Below are 14226 nucleotides of genomic sequence, written 5' to 3'. Positions count from 1 at the left end.
CGCACAAGACCTTAGGGAGAGACCCATGAAAACGATATCCGAGAACCGCTGTTTCGGCGGCACACAAGGTGTGTACAGCCACGACAGTGCGGCAACGAACTGCGAAATGACCTTTGGCCTGTTCCTGCCCGAAGAAGCCAAGCACATTCCGGTGCCCGTGCTGTGGTATCTGTCGGGCCTGACCTGCACCCACGAAAACGCCATGACCAAGGCGGGCGCACAGGCCTGGGCCGCGGAATATGGCGTCGCGCTGGTGTTCCCCGACACGTCGCCGCGCGGCGACGGCGTGGCCAATGACGAAGCCTACGATCTGGGCCAGGGCGCAGGGTTTTATGTAAACGCCACGCAAGACCCCTGGGCGCCGCATTTCAAGATGTGGGACTATGTGGCCGAAGAACTGCCTGCGCTTTTGGGCGATAACTTTGCGCTGGATATGGAGCGGCAGGCGATCACCGGGCACTCCATGGGCGGTCATGGCGCGCTGACGCTGGCGATGAACCTGCCGGGGCGCTTCACCTCGGTGTCTGCCTTTGCGCCGATCGCCAACCCCACGGAGTCCGATTGGGGACAGAAGCAGTTTGGCGCTTACCTCGGGTCGGACCGGTCCACATGGGCCAAGCACGACGCGACGTTGCTGATGCGGGAAAAGGGCTTTGACGGCCCGGTTCTGATCGACCAGGGCGGATCGGACAACTTCCTTGACCTCCTCAAGCCCGAAGCACTGGCCGAAGCGATAATGGCCAAGCGGCAGGACGGAATCTTCCGGATGCAGCAAGGTTACGATCACAGCTACTTCTTCGTGTCATCCTTTATGGAGGACCACGTGTCCTTTCACGCGGAATACCTGTTCGCCTGATGACCACGCTGTACATCGACGGTGACGCCTGCCCCGTCAAAGACGAGGCTGAGCGGGTCACCACCCGGCACAAGATCCCGATGAAACTGGTATCCAACGGTGGGCTGCGCCCGTCGCGCAATCCGCTGGTGGAGATCGTCGTGGTCGATGCCGGGCCGGATGTGGCCGATATGTGGATCGCGGATCGCGCTGGCACAGGGGATGTGGTGGTCACCAACGACATTCCCCTCGCCGCAAAATGTGTCGAGGCCGGGGCCTTGGTCCTGCGTCACGACGGGTCCGCGCTGACGCAGGCCAACATCGGACAACAACTGGCGATGCGCGATCTGATGACGGATCTTCGGGCCGCCGACCCCTTTCGCCAAGGCGGCGGCAAGGGGTTCTCCAAGGCCGACCGGAGCCGTTTCCTTGACTCGTTGGATCGGGTGATGAGGCAAGCTGCGAGGGCTGTGTGATGGCAGTTGAGGCCGTGGTGTTCGACGTTGGCAACGTATTGATTGAATGGCAGCCAGAGCGATACTACGATCCGCGTATCGGGGCCGACCGCCGCCGCGCCATGTTCGCCGAGGTCGATCTGCACGGCATGAACGACGACATCGACCGTGGCGGTGATTTTCAGGCGGTGGTCTATGCCTGGGCCGACAAATACCCCGAATGGCGCAAAGAGATCCGGATGTGGCACGACGATTGGCTGGAGATGGCCAAGCCTGAGATTCCGCAGTCTGTTCGCCTTTTGCGGGCGCTGAACAAAGCGGGTGTGAGGACACTGGCGCTGACCAACTTCGGCATCGGCACATGGGCCATCGCAACGCCGGTCTATGCATTCCTCAACGAATTCTCGAAGGCCTATGTGTCCGGTCATATGGGCGTGATCAAGCCTGAGGCAGAGATCTATCGCCAAGTCGAAGCGGACAGCGGCATCGCGCCGGAGCGGCTGTTGTTCACCGATGACCGGATTGACAACATCAATGCCGCGCAGGCGCGTGGCTGGCAGACACATGTGTTCGATGGACCACAAGGCTGGGCGGACCGGTTGGTCGCAGAGGGTCTGTTGAGCGCCGAGCAGGCGCGGTGAGCCTCTGGCTGGTGGCGTCAGGCATTGGTCAAAATCCGGATGCGTGCCGTGATCGTACTACACGCACACATACAACGAGATTGCTCTGGCACAGACACGCTGGCTGAGCGGTTTCCCAGCCCTTTCGGCGAGCGGATGACGGTGGTGCTCCCCCACCCGCCGAGTGTTTTCAAAGCAAAGCAGACAAGTGTCAGGCGGCCAGCGGGCTTGCAGGCGGCGCCGGTCGATTTTCACGGATAGGCAGGTGGACAAGCGCGCTGAACGCGCCAACACCCACGCCAAACCACCAGACAAGGGTGTAATCCCCGTACACGTCGTACATGCGCCCGCCCAGCCAGACACCCAAGAAGCCTCCGATCTGGTGGCTCAGGAAGACGATCCCGTAAAGCGTGCCCATATAGCGCAGCCCGTAGAGATGCGCGATCAGCCCCGAGGTCAGCGGCACAGTTGCCAGCCACAGCCCACCCATCACTGCAGAGAAAATCAACACGGATGTGGGTGTAATCGGCAGCAAGATGAAAGCACCCGCGGCGATGGTACGCGCCGTGTAGATGCCTGCGAGAAGATACTTCTTTGGCAACCGCTTGCCAAAATAGCCAGCCGTCAGCGTTCCCACAATATTGAACAGGCCGATGAGCGAGATGGCTATCGCGCCGAGGGCTGAGGTCGTGGTGATGCCAATGTTCGACAACAGGCTTCCCGCCATAATGGGGGAGCAGAGTTCAGTGACGAAGGCCGGGAAATGCGCCGTGATGAAGGCCAGCTGATAACCACAGGAGAAGAAGCCAAGGAACAGCAGAGTGAACGAAGGGTCGCGGAAGGCGCGATTGAGGATGGTCCCCATGCTTTCCTCGATCTCAGTCTTGCTGGCCACCGGGGCGCGCATCAGCGGCAGCGCGGCCAAGACGGCGATGATTGTCCCGGCGAAGACGACGAAAACACCTTGCCAAGACATGATGGAGAGCAGCGCCTCGGCCACCGGTGCACCGAACACTTGTCCGGCGGAGCCTGCGGCCGTGGCGATGGCCAACGACATGGAGCGGTTCTCGGCGCTTGAGGCTCGGCCAACGACCGCCAGGATCACCCCAAAGCCAGTGCCTGCAATGCCAAAGCCCACCAGCACCTCCCACGCCTGCATGGCGAAAGGAGTTTCCGAAACGGAGGACAGCACCAGACCGGCCGCATAGATCAATGCGCCACCAATGATGGCCTTCCGGTCACCGATCTTTTCCGCCAACGCGCCAAACAGCGGCTGCCCGATGCCCCACGCGAGGTTCTGAATCGCGATGGCAAGGGAAAACTCCGACCGCGCCCAGCCAAATTCCGCTGCGATTGGGATCTGAAAGACACCGAAACTGGCGCGGATCGCAAAGCTGATCATGATGATGACGCAACCAACGATCAGCACCGGGGTCATGATTGGGGCAGGTTTGTCCATCGTGCGGTCCTCGCGCTATTGGCCCCTGCATCGGGCCTGATGCGCCGTTGGTCAATAGTCCGTGATGTGATGCATGCCATCAGCATCTGCCATATGTTGTTCGAAGGCCCCTACACAACCAAAGTGCGCCGGGCTATCTGATCGCGCATGAAGACTGTTCAGGACCACTACGAGGCGCGCGTCGCCTCTGGCCGGATCAAACCGGACCCCGCACAGCGCGAGGCCTTGCCCGCGTTCGAACGCATCCGCGCCGCCTTGGCGGAGCCGCCCAAGCGCGGATTGTTCCGCAAGGCGCCTGAGCCTCCGAAGGGCTTGTATATGTGGGGCGGCGTCGGGCGCGGCAAATCCATGCTGATGGATCTGTTCGTTGACACGTTGAACGTTCCGGCCCGGCGCGCGCACTTCCACGCTTTCATGCAGGAAATCCACTCCGAAATGCACCGTCTGCGCGGCGAAGGCGTGGCTGATCCCATCAAACCGGTGGCCAAGGCTGTTTCTGACAGCGTAAAGGTTCTGGCCTTTGACGAGATGCAGATCACGGACATCACCGATGCGATGATCGTGGGTCGCCTTTTCGAGCACCTGTTCGAGGCCGGGACCGTTCTTGTCACCACATCGAACAGGGTCCCCGATGACCTGTATAAGGATGGGTTGAACAGGCAGCTGTTTGTGCCCTTCATCGAGTTGATAAAGGACAGGCTGGAGGTGCGTGAACTCGCCTCCGAGACCGACTATAGACAAGATCGGCTGGCCGGGGCGCAGGTGTTTTTTACCCCTGCAAACGCGGAGTCCCGCAAGCAGATAGACGCCATCTGGGAAGAGCTGACCCACGGCAGCGAAGAGACGCTGACCCTGCACGTGAAGGGCCGCAAGCTGGAGCTTCCGCGCTATCATAATGCGATGGCTCGGGCGTCGTTTTACGATCTTTGCGGCAAGATGCTTGGCCCTGCGGATTACCTCGCCTTGGCGGACGCGCTGCGCGTGCTGGTGATCGAGGGCATCCCCGCACTGTCGCGCCACAATTTCAACGAGGCCAAACGCTTCGTGACCTTGGTCGACGCGCTGTACGAGGCAAAGGTGCGCCTGATCGCCTCCGCCGCAGCGCAACCGGAGTCGCTTTATATAGAGGGCGCCGGCAGTTTCGAATTTGAGCGCACGGCGTCGCGCTTGCGGGAAATGCAAGCCGCAGAGTGGGGCGCAAATGAGGGCTGAAACGAGCGGCAGGGCTCCGAAGAGCCCTGCTTGGTCCTTGCTCGATATAGGTTCTTCTGCCTAATCTAATTTAGTCTGGAATGGTCAGCACCATGCCGGAGCGCAACGCGGCCGGATCACGCACCACATCTTGGTTCGCGTCGAGGATCTGCAAGTAAGCGACAGTGGTGCCGTAAAACCGAAAGGCGATGCCGGGCAGACTATCCCCGGGTTTGACAGTATAGCTGCGCGCTGCGCTGATCGGGTCTACAGAATTTACAGGACCGACAACGGCAACCTCTTGTGGCTGTACCCGAGCCAGCGTGCGGCTTGACGGCTTTTTGAGCTCTTCGAGAATACCGTAGCCCATGGCTTCGATGACGTTGTCGACTTGTGGCGCAACAGACACTTGGGTCGCATTTTGAACAGGCAGCGGCTGGCGAAGATCCGGCTGCGCCATGGGACGGACATCGGATGGCGCAGCCTGTTCGGTATAGCTGGCCTCGGCTGTAGGTGTTTTAGCAGGCTGAAGGCCCATGACGTCCGGCGTGGCGCGGCTGACTTGATCGGTGGGGGGCTCGCTGTCAGTCAGATCGCCAACCGTCCACAACAGCGCAAAGGTGCAGGCAGCGAATCCGACGGTCAGGAGAATGGCCCTGATCATGTGGCGAAGCTCGCAACAAGCCCGACACCGGCCAGAAGACCGGACAATTCGCAGCGCGAAATCATGGTAAACATCCCTCGAAATCCACGCGATGATTGGCAGTCCGCATGGTTTCAAACAGCATAGGCGAATCACCCGTGACGCGTCAACATATAGATGCAAGTTCTAAATGTGCCCAATTACGCATCACGCTGATCGAAGGGCAGAGCCCTAGCGCTCCGGCAACACCAAGGTCTGGCCTGTGCGGAGGTCATCGGGACGAGACAGAATCGCTTGATTGGCCGCGAACAGCGGGCCGGTCATGTTGACGTCACCGTAGATCCGCTCCGCGATCGACACGAGGCTATCCCCCGACTGCACCACGTAAACACCGGACTCCGCGGTGCTGCCCTTGGCAGATGTCCCGTCGAGCGAGCGACGCACGATCGTGTGCAGGAGGCTGCCCGGCTGGCCCGGAGCGCTGTCACGTCCAGTAGCATGGTTCAGGCTGGACAGCGTTTCCCATGTCATGCGCCGCAATTCCTGATCATCCACCGGCACGACGGCGGAGGGGAGCGGACTTCGCGTGGCGGGCGCAACACGAGCGACTTCTGGCTCTGGCGCGGAGTCTGCTATTCCCTGCCGTGTCAAAGCAGCGGCAACAGCGTCCTCAAGGTCAGTCTCTACAGCCGTCAACGCCGGTTGCGCGCGTGTGACCGCAACCTGACCAGACGTCGGATCATTCGCGGATTTCTGTGCGCCCGGCTGCAGAACGAGCAATGTCAACGTGATTGCCAAAAACCCCAGTGCGAAAAGGACCATACGGATCATGCCTGCTTCCCCCGTCCCGACCGTGACATCATTGGCCCGTCGCCAGGTCCAGACCCAGCCCTCGCCATGCGGCAACGCCACCCCTGTAGTACTTCAACTTGGTCTCTGGGTACCCCGCCTCCAGCAAGGCGCGCACCGCTTCGGGGGCCTGCGCATCGTCCGGACCACCGCCAAGGATCACAAGATCGAAAGCACTGGAGAAGTCCCCACTGCGCACGCCCAGCGCGCTGAGCAGATCCTCCCGGTAGGGGTTGTCCGACCGCAGCGTCGCTTCCGGCACATTGACCGCGCCCGGAACGGTCCCAGACGCAAATCCATCGGGGAAACGCACGTCCACCAACAGGCCTTGCCCCGAGGAGACAAATAGATCGAGGAAATCCAACACTTCGAGTTCGGCCACAGTCACAACGCCCGAGGCCGCCTGCATTGGCTGAACACAGGACGGCGGACAGGCCGCGCCATTTCGCTGAATACGCAAGGCGTGACCATTCATCGATGTCTCGAAATCGGCCATGTCCTGCGTGATACGACTGGATTGACCATAGGCGGGCAGCGCCAAGACCATGGCGGCACAAACGGTCGGAAAAAGACCTTTCACCATTACTGCTCGTCCTCTGCGGGCCCTTGGCAGGCCACTAACCCTTGTATTTGTCCACAGATATAGGCCAAAGCACAGGATTCAGTCAACATACACACCATTTGATGATGCCTACCGCCTGCCTCCGCCGACCTCAAATGGAAACGATGTCGAAATCCGGGGAAACACCAAGCCATGTGAGCGCGACGGCCAGGTCGTCAAACACACGGGCGGTCAGCGCCGGAGCGCGCGACAAATCAGCGGCGTAGTTGAGAAGTTCGGAAAGAAAACGCACATCCCGGACGACGAAGGCGGTCATGCATGGAATGACTCTGCTGGCACTGTCTTGCCGCACCACATCCGCCAACATCATCAGCCCGTCTCGAAACACGGCCAGATCCTCGACGCTGCGCAAATCCTGCAGATGCTTGGTAACGTGGTCGACCTCGGGATGTTGCCGGTAGGCATCGTAGCCTCGCGCCAGATCGCCAACGGTGACACGACCATCCCAGTGCGTTACGAGCATCATGGCGTCTGAGAAACAAGCAAGGCGGAACGGCATTTCGGTACGATCCCTTGCTTAGTTCAGTAAATACGTATTTCTGGCTATTGTATCACCCTTGATGTGTCAACCGTTACGCCTCAGCACTTGCCCGGCTAGATAAAGCGAGCCGCAGATCACCACACGCGCATAGGGCGAAACACCGGAAATATGCGCCAAAGCACTGTTTACGCTTTCTGAAATCCTAGCGTCAAAACCAACCTCGGCAGCGATTGCAGCCGTGTCCTCCGCCGAAAGAGTGTTTGCTTCGCCGGGGATCGAAACGGCGAACAGCCCTTCTGCCTGTGGGGAGACTGGCCGCAGAAATCCGCGCGCATCCTTGGTATTCAGCATACCGCAGATCAAATAGGTCGGGCGTTTTTTCAGCGTTGAGAGATGGCGGGCCATCGCCTCTCCCGCGGCTGGGTTGTGCCCGCCGTCAAGCCAAAGCTCTATATTCGGGGCGGCCTCAGACAAAGGCCCGTGGCGCAAGCGTTGCATTCGGGCAGGCCACTTCGCATCCGTCACGGCCCCTTCAAAGGCCGCCTCGCCCACGTTCAGATGGCGCAGAACGGCCAGCGCGGCGCCCGCGTTTTCGATCTGATGCGCGCCGGGCAGCGAGGGCAAAGGCAGGTCCAGCAGTCCGGTTTCGTCTTGATAGATCAGGCGGTCACGCTCTTCGAACGCGTGCCAGTGCTGGCCGTGCACCAACAGCGGCGCACCGAGCCGTGCCGCTTGCGCCTCGATCACTTCGAGCGCCTCATCGGGTTGCGGTCCAACCACGCAAGGAACGCCACGCTTGATGATGCCGGCCTTTTCGCCTGCGATCTTGGCCAGCGTATCACCAAGGAATTGCTCATGGTCCATCGAAATCGGTGTCAGAACTGTAATGGCGGGCTGCGCCACCACGTTGGTCGCGTCCAACCGCCCACCAAGCCCTGTTTCCAACAGCGTGTAATCGGCAGGCACGCGCGACATGGCCAGCAACCCGGCGCAGGTGGTGATCTCGAAATACGTGATCGGCGCACCGCCATTGGCCGCCTCGCATTCGTCCAGCGCTGCCATCAGCGCATCTTCGGAAATCAGATCGCCCGCCAGACGAATGCGCTCGTGAAAGCGCACAAGATGCGGCGAGGTATAGGCATGCACACGCTGACCTGCGGCTTCCAACCCAGCTCGGATCATCGCTTGGGTCGACCCCTTGCCATTGGTGCCTGCGAGGTGGATCACTGGGGGCAGCTTGCGCTCCGGGTGATCCAGCGCCTCAAGCAGGCGCCAGACACGGTCAAGCACAAGGTCAATGACTTTGGGATGCAGCGTCATCAGACGCTCGAGGATCAGGTCAGACCCTTGGGTGTCCATCTCTGGAAATCCTTGACGATATCAGGCCTTCGGGGCGGGGTCCGGCGCGATATTGGCCTCTGGGGACAGCTCTTCCGAGCCGGGTTTGGGCAGGTCACCCCATGTGGGCGGCGGCATCTTCATCAGTTGCCGGCACAGAACGATCAGCTCCTTGCGCATCTCCCGACGGTCGGTGACGCGGTCAAGCATCCCGTGCTCAAGCAAATACTCCGCCCGCTGGAACCCCTCGGGCAGCTTTTCACGGATGGTCTGTTCGATCACGCGCGGCCCGGCAAAGCAGATGAGCGCGTTTGGCTCTGCGATCTGAACGTCGCCCAGCATCGCGTAAGACGCCGTCACCCCACCCGTCGTCGGATGTGTCAGCACCACGATGTAGGGCAAACCCGCCTCGCGCAGCATCTGAACGGCCACGGTCGTGCGCGGCATCTGCATCAGGGACAAGATCCCCTCCTGCATCCGCGCGCCGCCAGCGGCAGAAAACAAGATCAACGGACGGCGCAACTTTACAGCTTCTTGCGCTGCGGCAACGATCGCGTTGCCGACATACATGCCCATGGACCCGGCCATGAAGCTGAAATCCTGCGCGGCACAGACAACGGGCGTGCGCCCGATTTCCCCGGCGGCGACCAGCATGGCCTCTTTCTCGCCAGTGGATTTTTGCGCGGCACGCATCCGGTCGGGGTACTTTTTGGAATCCCGGAACTGCAACGGGTCGGCGACAGGCTCCGGCACCGCGACTTCTGCGAAGACACCGCCGTCGAACAGCGACAGGAAACGGTCGCGCGGCGTTATGTTCATGTGATGTGAACAATTCGTGCAGACGTTCAGATTATCGCTGATCTCGCGATGGAACAGCATCGTGCCGCAGTTGTCGCACTTCGACCACAGGTTTTCTGGTATCTCTCGACGGGAAAAAATCGAGTTGATGCGCGGACGGACGTAGTTGGTGATCCAGTTCATGGAGACCCCGATGGTTCAGCTTGGCCCCGCATGTATGCCTGCCTGCGACAAAATGCAATTCGCACATATCGAACACGCGTTTACCCGCCGGAAATTAAATCGCGCCCTATTTGCCACACCAAGAGCGGCCTGACCTGCGCCACCGCCCAAAATCTCTTCCGCACGCCCCCTCAGGGATCTAGAGGCCCGCGATACAGCGCATCCAACGTTCACTTGCGCATGGAGTACGACTAATGAAATCTGTTTACATTCTTTTGGCCGCGACGGCACTTGGCACCACAGCAGCGTCCGCCCAAGAGTTGACCTTTGGTGAGTTCGAAGCCTCCTACGGCGAATTCCGGAACGACGACGCGGGCGATTTCGGCCTGACGACTGTCCATGGTGAAGTCGGTATCGGCTTTGGCGCCGCCGACGCCTGGGTGTCCGGCACCAGCCTGACCATCGACCCCGAAGATGCCAATGGCTCCTTGTCGCTGAAGTTCGGTCAGATCGGCGCAGGCTACACCTTTGGCTCCGCGTTCCGTGCCGACCTGTCGCAAGCAAATGCGTCCATCAGCCTTGGCGGCGTTGGTCTCGATTTGGGCGCACAGGAACTGGGCGTCGCATATGACAACGGCACCTATTTCGGTCGCCTGAGCTACACTCGCCTGGACAACAACGACACCCTTGGTATCGACAGCCTGACCGGTCTGCATGTCGGCTACGTCAGCACCTACGGCGTGACCGCTTCTCTTTCGACTCACATCGTGAACGAAGACCTCAACGTTGACTTCGACCCCCTGACGATCCTGTCGGTGTCCTACGACACGTCGAACTGGTCCGCGAACCTTGATGCTGCGCACATGTCGATCGAAGACGTCGATCTGTCGGCACTCAGCCTCTCTGGCGATTATGCGTTCAACACGCAGTGGATGGCCTACGGTTCCGCGTCCAAGCTCGAAGCTGACGGCATCGGCGCGCCCGTGACGGCGAAATCGCTGCGTGTCGGCGGTGCCTACTCCGTTGGTACAAATGCAAAACTGTTCGCCGACCTTGGCACGATCAACGTTGAAGGCCTGGATGACAACGTGAACAACATGCGCGTGGGCATCAACATGAGCATCGGCAACAAGGCCGCCTCGCGCGAAACCACGGTTGACCGCCTGACCGGCGTGTTCGAGCCGGTTGTCGGCTACGACTTCTGATTTCGACAATGTTCGGATCAAACAGACGCGGGGCAGTTCGGCTGCCCCGCGTTTTTCGTTTCAGAGCCTCAGCGCCAGCCGCGCGGCCAGCCAGCTAGCCAGCATCATGGCAAGGTCCACAGGTAGGATCGCGGCGACCGCGGCCTCATCCGGTGGCCCGAATGGCAGCCTCGCCAGTGCCAACCCCGACATATCGCCTTGCATCGAAACCACTGCAATGGCGCCGAAGTTGTTCACCAAGTGCAACGCCATGGCAGGCCCCAAGCTGCCGGAGCGCGCTGTCAGATCCGCTGCGGCCAGCCCGAAAACAAACGCCCAGCCTGTGATCAGCCACGCATTGCTGCCGTAAGTCTCCGGCGCGTGGTGGCCCAATGCGAACATCAACGAGGGTACGGTCAGCCAGATAACCGGATGGCTGAATCGCGCCGCCAGTTGGCTTTGCAGGTAACCGCGAAACAGCAACTCTTCGGAGCCAGTCTGCACCAGAAGCGCAAGCATCGTCAGCGGAAGTAGTACCACCCACCTCCCCAAAGGCACGCCCGGTGTCGTATCCGAATAGTATGCCCACGGCGGCAGCAGGGCGACCAAGACATTCAACACGATCAACGCGGCCGCGACACGCAGGAACTGTGGCCAGAACAGGCCAAGCGGACCGAACAAGCTGGCGGCAGAGCGACGGTTCACCACCTCTGTCGCAACGATGGTGCCAAGGCCCATGGCCCCCATCAGGAAGAGCAGCGCCAAAAGGCCGAAGGGCGTGTCAGAGGTCTCGATCGCCGTGGCAAGCGCGAACGCGGCATCGGGGCTGAGAACAACGCCGACCACCGCCATTACCCCACGGGCCAAGCCAAACATTACCACAGCCGCCAGCACAAAGCCCAAAGCAAGACGCCACAACGCGCGGGACGGCCGCGCCGGTGCGGTCAGAATGGCATATCGAGAATAGCGCTGGTGGTTCATGCGGGCGGCGCAGGCCTGCGGGCGCTCGCCTGACGCAGTACGTCGATATATCCCGGTGCAACAGTCATACGCGTGCTCAGCCCCTTTTGCTGCAAGATGCGATGCAGGCGCGGCAAACGATAGGCAGGCACATGCATGAGTAGATGATGCTCCAGATGATAGTTCACCCAATAAGGCGCGACCAGCAACCTCTCCAAGGGATTGGCCAAAGTGGTGCGCGTGTTCCGAAAAGGATCGTCCGAGGCCTCTACCGCACCATGTTCGGCGATGTTGCGCACGCGCAGCACCAGCTGGAACCACGTCAGCAATGGCAACAGCCAGAAGGCCAGCCAGTACCACCATGCCCCCATCGCCCAAAACAGTGCAAACAGGCCGACGTTCACCATCAACGCGCGCCCCAGAACAGGGCCGGAGAACGCCTGCGCAAGATCCTGGCTCGACACGCCGTCCGTTTCCCCCACCAGCCTGAAGGCAAAGGCGATCTGGGCGGCACGTTGTTTGACCCCCGTTTGTCCAGTGAGATCACGGATCAGCTTTCGCCGTAGGGATGCGCGCGTGGTGGGAAAGGGCCGGGACAGTTTCAGGTCCGGGTCGCGGTCCGTTTGCGTGTGGCGGTGATGTTGCAGATGGTAGTGCCGGTAGCTTGCCAGATCCGCAAGGATCGGTCGCCCACAGACCCACGCGCCGACCTGTTCGTTCCAGCGCCGCGTGCGAAACAGGGCGTTATGCGCCGCCTCGTGCATCAAGATCGCCAGCCCAAGCTGCCGCGACCCAATCACCACGACCGCCAATGCAAAGGTCAACACGCTCGGCCACAAGGTAAACATCCACACCGACCCAAGGATCAGACCCCAGGCATGGAAAACAAGCCATACGCCCCACACATCGGAGCGTTGCGACAAAGCACGAATTTCCCCGCGAGATAGCAGGTCGGTGGCGGTTGGCTGTCGGGTCATGGCGGGTCCTCCACCGGGAATGATCCAGAGCGGGCGGCGGCCTGTCAATCTTTGCGTGTATTGACGCCGGGTCGGTGTCTGCGACCTTGGCAGTATTGCATTCAAAACCGGGAATCTGGTTTTCTTGCCTGATTTACGAGGGTCCTGATGTACTGGGACTTAGAGGAGGGCGAAGAATGCACACACCGGACGTCCGCCCCTCGACCCTGCCTATGGCCTTGCGTAATCTCTATTTCCAATGGCGCGAACTTCAGATCGACGGCCGCTCACCCAGGATGACCGAGTTACAGGTTCATCACCTCGTAGGCTCCGAGCATAGCACAATCCTGACCGAAGCCATTTTCGACGCGGATGGCGCAATCAGCGACTTTATATTTTTGTTCCTCGACACGCATCTGCGCAATGGGCGAACGCAACAGATCCCCGGCAAGGGACTCGCACAGTTGCCGGGCAAAGGTCCCGGCTCCCGCATCTGGGGCGCGCTTGCAGCCTGCATCACCGATGGCGTGCCGCTGCGCGCCAGCTTTCCCTACGTTGGGCCAGACCCTGCGTACGACAAAACATGTGACGTGCTCCTGCCTGTCGCGGATGACACCGGGCGGCATCGCTATGTGCTGACCGGCGTGATCTTTCTGCCCTCATCCGCCCCCAGCATCATCTGAGGCCGCGCGGCGCGCATTGACGCCGCCCTCCCCCATGCTATCGACGTATCCATGTTGGCGATTTTCCTCAAGACACTGCCTTTTTTCGGCCTGATCGGGCTGGGCTACGGCGCGGCGCGCACACGCTTTTTCAGCCCGGAGGCCACGGCTCACCTGACGAAGTTCGTGTTTTATTTCGCCCTGTCGGCCATGCTTTTCAGGTTTTCCGCCAACCTGACCATCGACGAGATCTTTGACCCTAAACTGGCCAGCGCCTACCTCTGGGGCACGACCTTTGCCTATGCCATCGGGATGGGCGTTGCGTTCTGGCGGCGACAAGATGCCTGCACTGCCGCGATCGAGGCACAGTGTGCGGCCATCGGCAACACCGGCTTTCTTGGCGTGCCCATGCTGGCGCTTTTGTTGGGACAAGAGGCCGTCGGCCCCATCATCCTGGTGCTATCCATCGACCTGATCGTGTTTTCCTCGGCGCTGACGCTGATCGTCACCGGCGCACGCGAAGGCACCATGTCCCTGCGGGTCTTTCGCAATCTCGGCATTGGCCTGCTGAAAAACCCGATGGTTGTCTCGATTGCACTGGGGCTGGGCGTGTCGGCGACGGGGCTGGGATTACATGATGTGCTGGACAGCTTCTTTGCCACGCTGGGCGCCGCCGCTACGCCGGGCGCGCTGTTCGCGATAGGAGCTTCGCTTGCGGGAAAAAGCGCTGAAAAGCTGCAAGTTGCCGCCTGGCTGTCCTTTGCCAAGCTGATCCTGCACCCTCTGTTCGTGGCCATCGGCGTCTACATCCTGTTCCCGGTGGATGCGTATCGTGCCTCGGTTCTGATCGCCGCCGCTTCGCTGCCGGTGGCGGGGAATGTGTTCATCCTCGCCCAGCATTATGGTGTCGCGCCGCAGCGCGTGTCTGCATCCATTCTGATCTCCACCGCCGCCAGCATCGTGACGGTCAGCGCCATCATCGCCGCTGTCGCGGTGCAGGCGCCCTGACCC

The 14226-nt window shown here is 60.8% G+C and carries 16 protein-coding genes; 7 read left to right on the top strand and 9 right to left on the bottom strand.

The annotated features are described in order from the left end of the window. The first annotated feature begins 25 nt into the window (after window positions 1-25). Genes fghA through GGQ68_RS01185 form a run of 3 tightly spaced genes read left to right on the top strand, consistent with a single transcriptional unit; the run spans window position 26 to window position 1931 of the window. The gene (gene fghA / locus GGQ68_RS01195) at window positions 26-856 is read left to right on the top strand and encodes an S-formylglutathione hydrolase (RefSeq protein WP_183962566.1); all 831 of its coding nucleotides are present in this window, start codon (window positions 26-28) and stop codon (window positions 854-856) included. Beyond that, on the top strand, window positions 856-1311 hold the full coding sequence (locus GGQ68_RS01190) for a YaiI/YqxD family protein (RefSeq protein WP_183962565.1): 456 nt from the start codon (window positions 856-858) through the stop codon (window positions 1309-1311). The genes fghA and GGQ68_RS01190 overlap by 1 nt, the downstream gene beginning before the upstream one ends. Next, window positions 1311-1931, top strand: coding sequence for an HAD family hydrolase (locus tag GGQ68_RS01185; protein ID WP_183962564.1), 621 nt, complete (start codon window positions 1311-1313; stop codon window positions 1929-1931). The genes GGQ68_RS01190 and GGQ68_RS01185 overlap by 1 nt, the downstream gene beginning before the upstream one ends. A 190-nt stretch (window positions 1932-2121) precedes the next feature. On the opposite strand, the gene GGQ68_RS01180 is transcribed toward GGQ68_RS01185, so the two are convergent. Continuing rightward, window positions 2122-3369 carry an MFS transporter gene (locus GGQ68_RS01180; protein ID WP_183962563.1) on the bottom strand — a complete coding sequence of 416 codons (1248 nt, stop codon included), beginning with the start codon at window positions 3367-3369 and terminating at the stop codon, window positions 2122-2124. A 147-nt stretch (window positions 3370-3516) separates the two neighbouring features. Between GGQ68_RS01180 and zapE the strand changes: the two genes are divergently transcribed. Next, window positions 3517-4581, top strand: coding sequence for a cell division protein ZapE (zapE, locus tag GGQ68_RS01175; protein ID WP_183962562.1), 1065 nt, complete (start codon window positions 3517-3519; stop codon window positions 4579-4581). A 70-nt stretch (window positions 4582-4651) separates the two neighbouring features. Here zapE and GGQ68_RS01170 read toward each other — a convergent pair whose 3' ends face one another. From GGQ68_RS01170 to accD, 6 genes are all read right to left on the bottom strand, one after another. After that, window positions 4652-5224 (bottom strand): LysM peptidoglycan-binding domain-containing protein, encoded by a 573-nt coding sequence (locus GGQ68_RS01170; RefSeq protein ID WP_183962561.1) that lies wholly within the window; start codon window positions 5222-5224, stop codon window positions 4652-4654. Window positions 5225-5434: 210 nt separating this feature from the next. Further along, window positions 5435-6034 (bottom strand): LysM peptidoglycan-binding domain-containing protein, encoded by a 600-nt coding sequence (locus GGQ68_RS01165; protein ID WP_183962560.1) that lies wholly within the window; start codon window positions 6032-6034, stop codon window positions 5435-5437. 28 nt (window positions 6035-6062) lie between these two features. Next, window positions 6063-6635: a rhodanese-like domain-containing protein gene (locus tag GGQ68_RS01160; RefSeq protein ID WP_183962559.1), complete on the bottom strand. Its 573-nt coding sequence runs from the start codon at window positions 6633-6635 to the stop codon at window positions 6063-6065. A 130-nt stretch (window positions 6636-6765) separates the two neighbouring features. Further along, window positions 6766-7173, bottom strand: coding sequence for a hypothetical protein (locus GGQ68_RS01155; protein WP_183962558.1), 408 nt, complete (start codon window positions 7171-7173; stop codon window positions 6766-6768). Between the two features lie 66 nt (window positions 7174-7239). Beyond that, window positions 7240-8514 carry a bifunctional folylpolyglutamate synthase/dihydrofolate synthase gene (locus tag GGQ68_RS01150; RefSeq protein ID WP_183962557.1) on the bottom strand — a complete coding sequence of 425 codons (1275 nt, stop codon included), beginning with the start codon at window positions 8512-8514 and terminating at the stop codon, window positions 7240-7242. Between the two features lie 21 nt (window positions 8515-8535). Further along, a complete protein-coding gene (gene accD / locus GGQ68_RS01145) occupies window positions 8536-9474 on the bottom strand; it encodes an acetyl-CoA carboxylase, carboxyltransferase subunit beta (RefSeq protein ID WP_183962556.1) in 939 nt (312 codons plus the stop codon). Between the two features lie 233 nt (window positions 9475-9707). Here accD and GGQ68_RS01140 point away from each other — a divergent pair, with 233 nt between their 5' ends. Next, window positions 9708-10658 carry a hypothetical protein gene (locus GGQ68_RS01140; RefSeq protein WP_183962555.1) on the top strand — a complete coding sequence of 317 codons (951 nt, stop codon included), beginning with the start codon at window positions 9708-9710 and terminating at the stop codon, window positions 10656-10658. Between the two features lie 60 nt (window positions 10659-10718). Here the strand turns inward: GGQ68_RS01140 and GGQ68_RS01135 are convergent, their stop codons facing one another. Next, window positions 10719-11618: a CPBP family intramembrane glutamic endopeptidase gene (locus GGQ68_RS01135; protein WP_183962554.1), complete on the bottom strand. Its 900-nt coding sequence runs from the start codon at window positions 11616-11618 to the stop codon at window positions 10719-10721. After that, entirely contained in the window at window positions 11615-12574 is a 960-nt protein-coding gene (locus GGQ68_RS01130; protein ID WP_183962553.1) for a fatty acid desaturase family protein, read from the bottom strand. Before GGQ68_RS01130 ends, GGQ68_RS01135 begins: the two co-directional genes overlap by 4 nt. 176 nt (window positions 12575-12750) lie before the next feature. Between GGQ68_RS01130 and GGQ68_RS01125 the strand changes: the two genes are divergently transcribed. Next, window positions 12751-13236, top strand: a complete 486-nt coding sequence (locus GGQ68_RS01125; RefSeq protein WP_183962552.1) for a hypothetical protein — start codon at window positions 12751-12753, stop codon at window positions 13234-13236. A 51-nt stretch (window positions 13237-13287) separates the two neighbouring features. Then, window positions 13288-14223: an AEC family transporter gene (locus GGQ68_RS01120; RefSeq protein ID WP_183962551.1), complete on the top strand. Its 936-nt coding sequence runs from the start codon at window positions 13288-13290 to the stop codon at window positions 14221-14223. Window positions 14224-14226 lie beyond the last annotated feature (3 nt).

Source organism: Sagittula marina, from assembly GCF_014196795.1.
In the GTDB taxonomy this organism is placed as follows: domain Bacteria; phylum Pseudomonadota; class Alphaproteobacteria; order Rhodobacterales; family Rhodobacteraceae; genus Sagittula; species Sagittula marina.
Note: the sequence above shows the minus strand (reverse complement) of the source record. Positions and strands in the feature narration are given on the sequence as shown.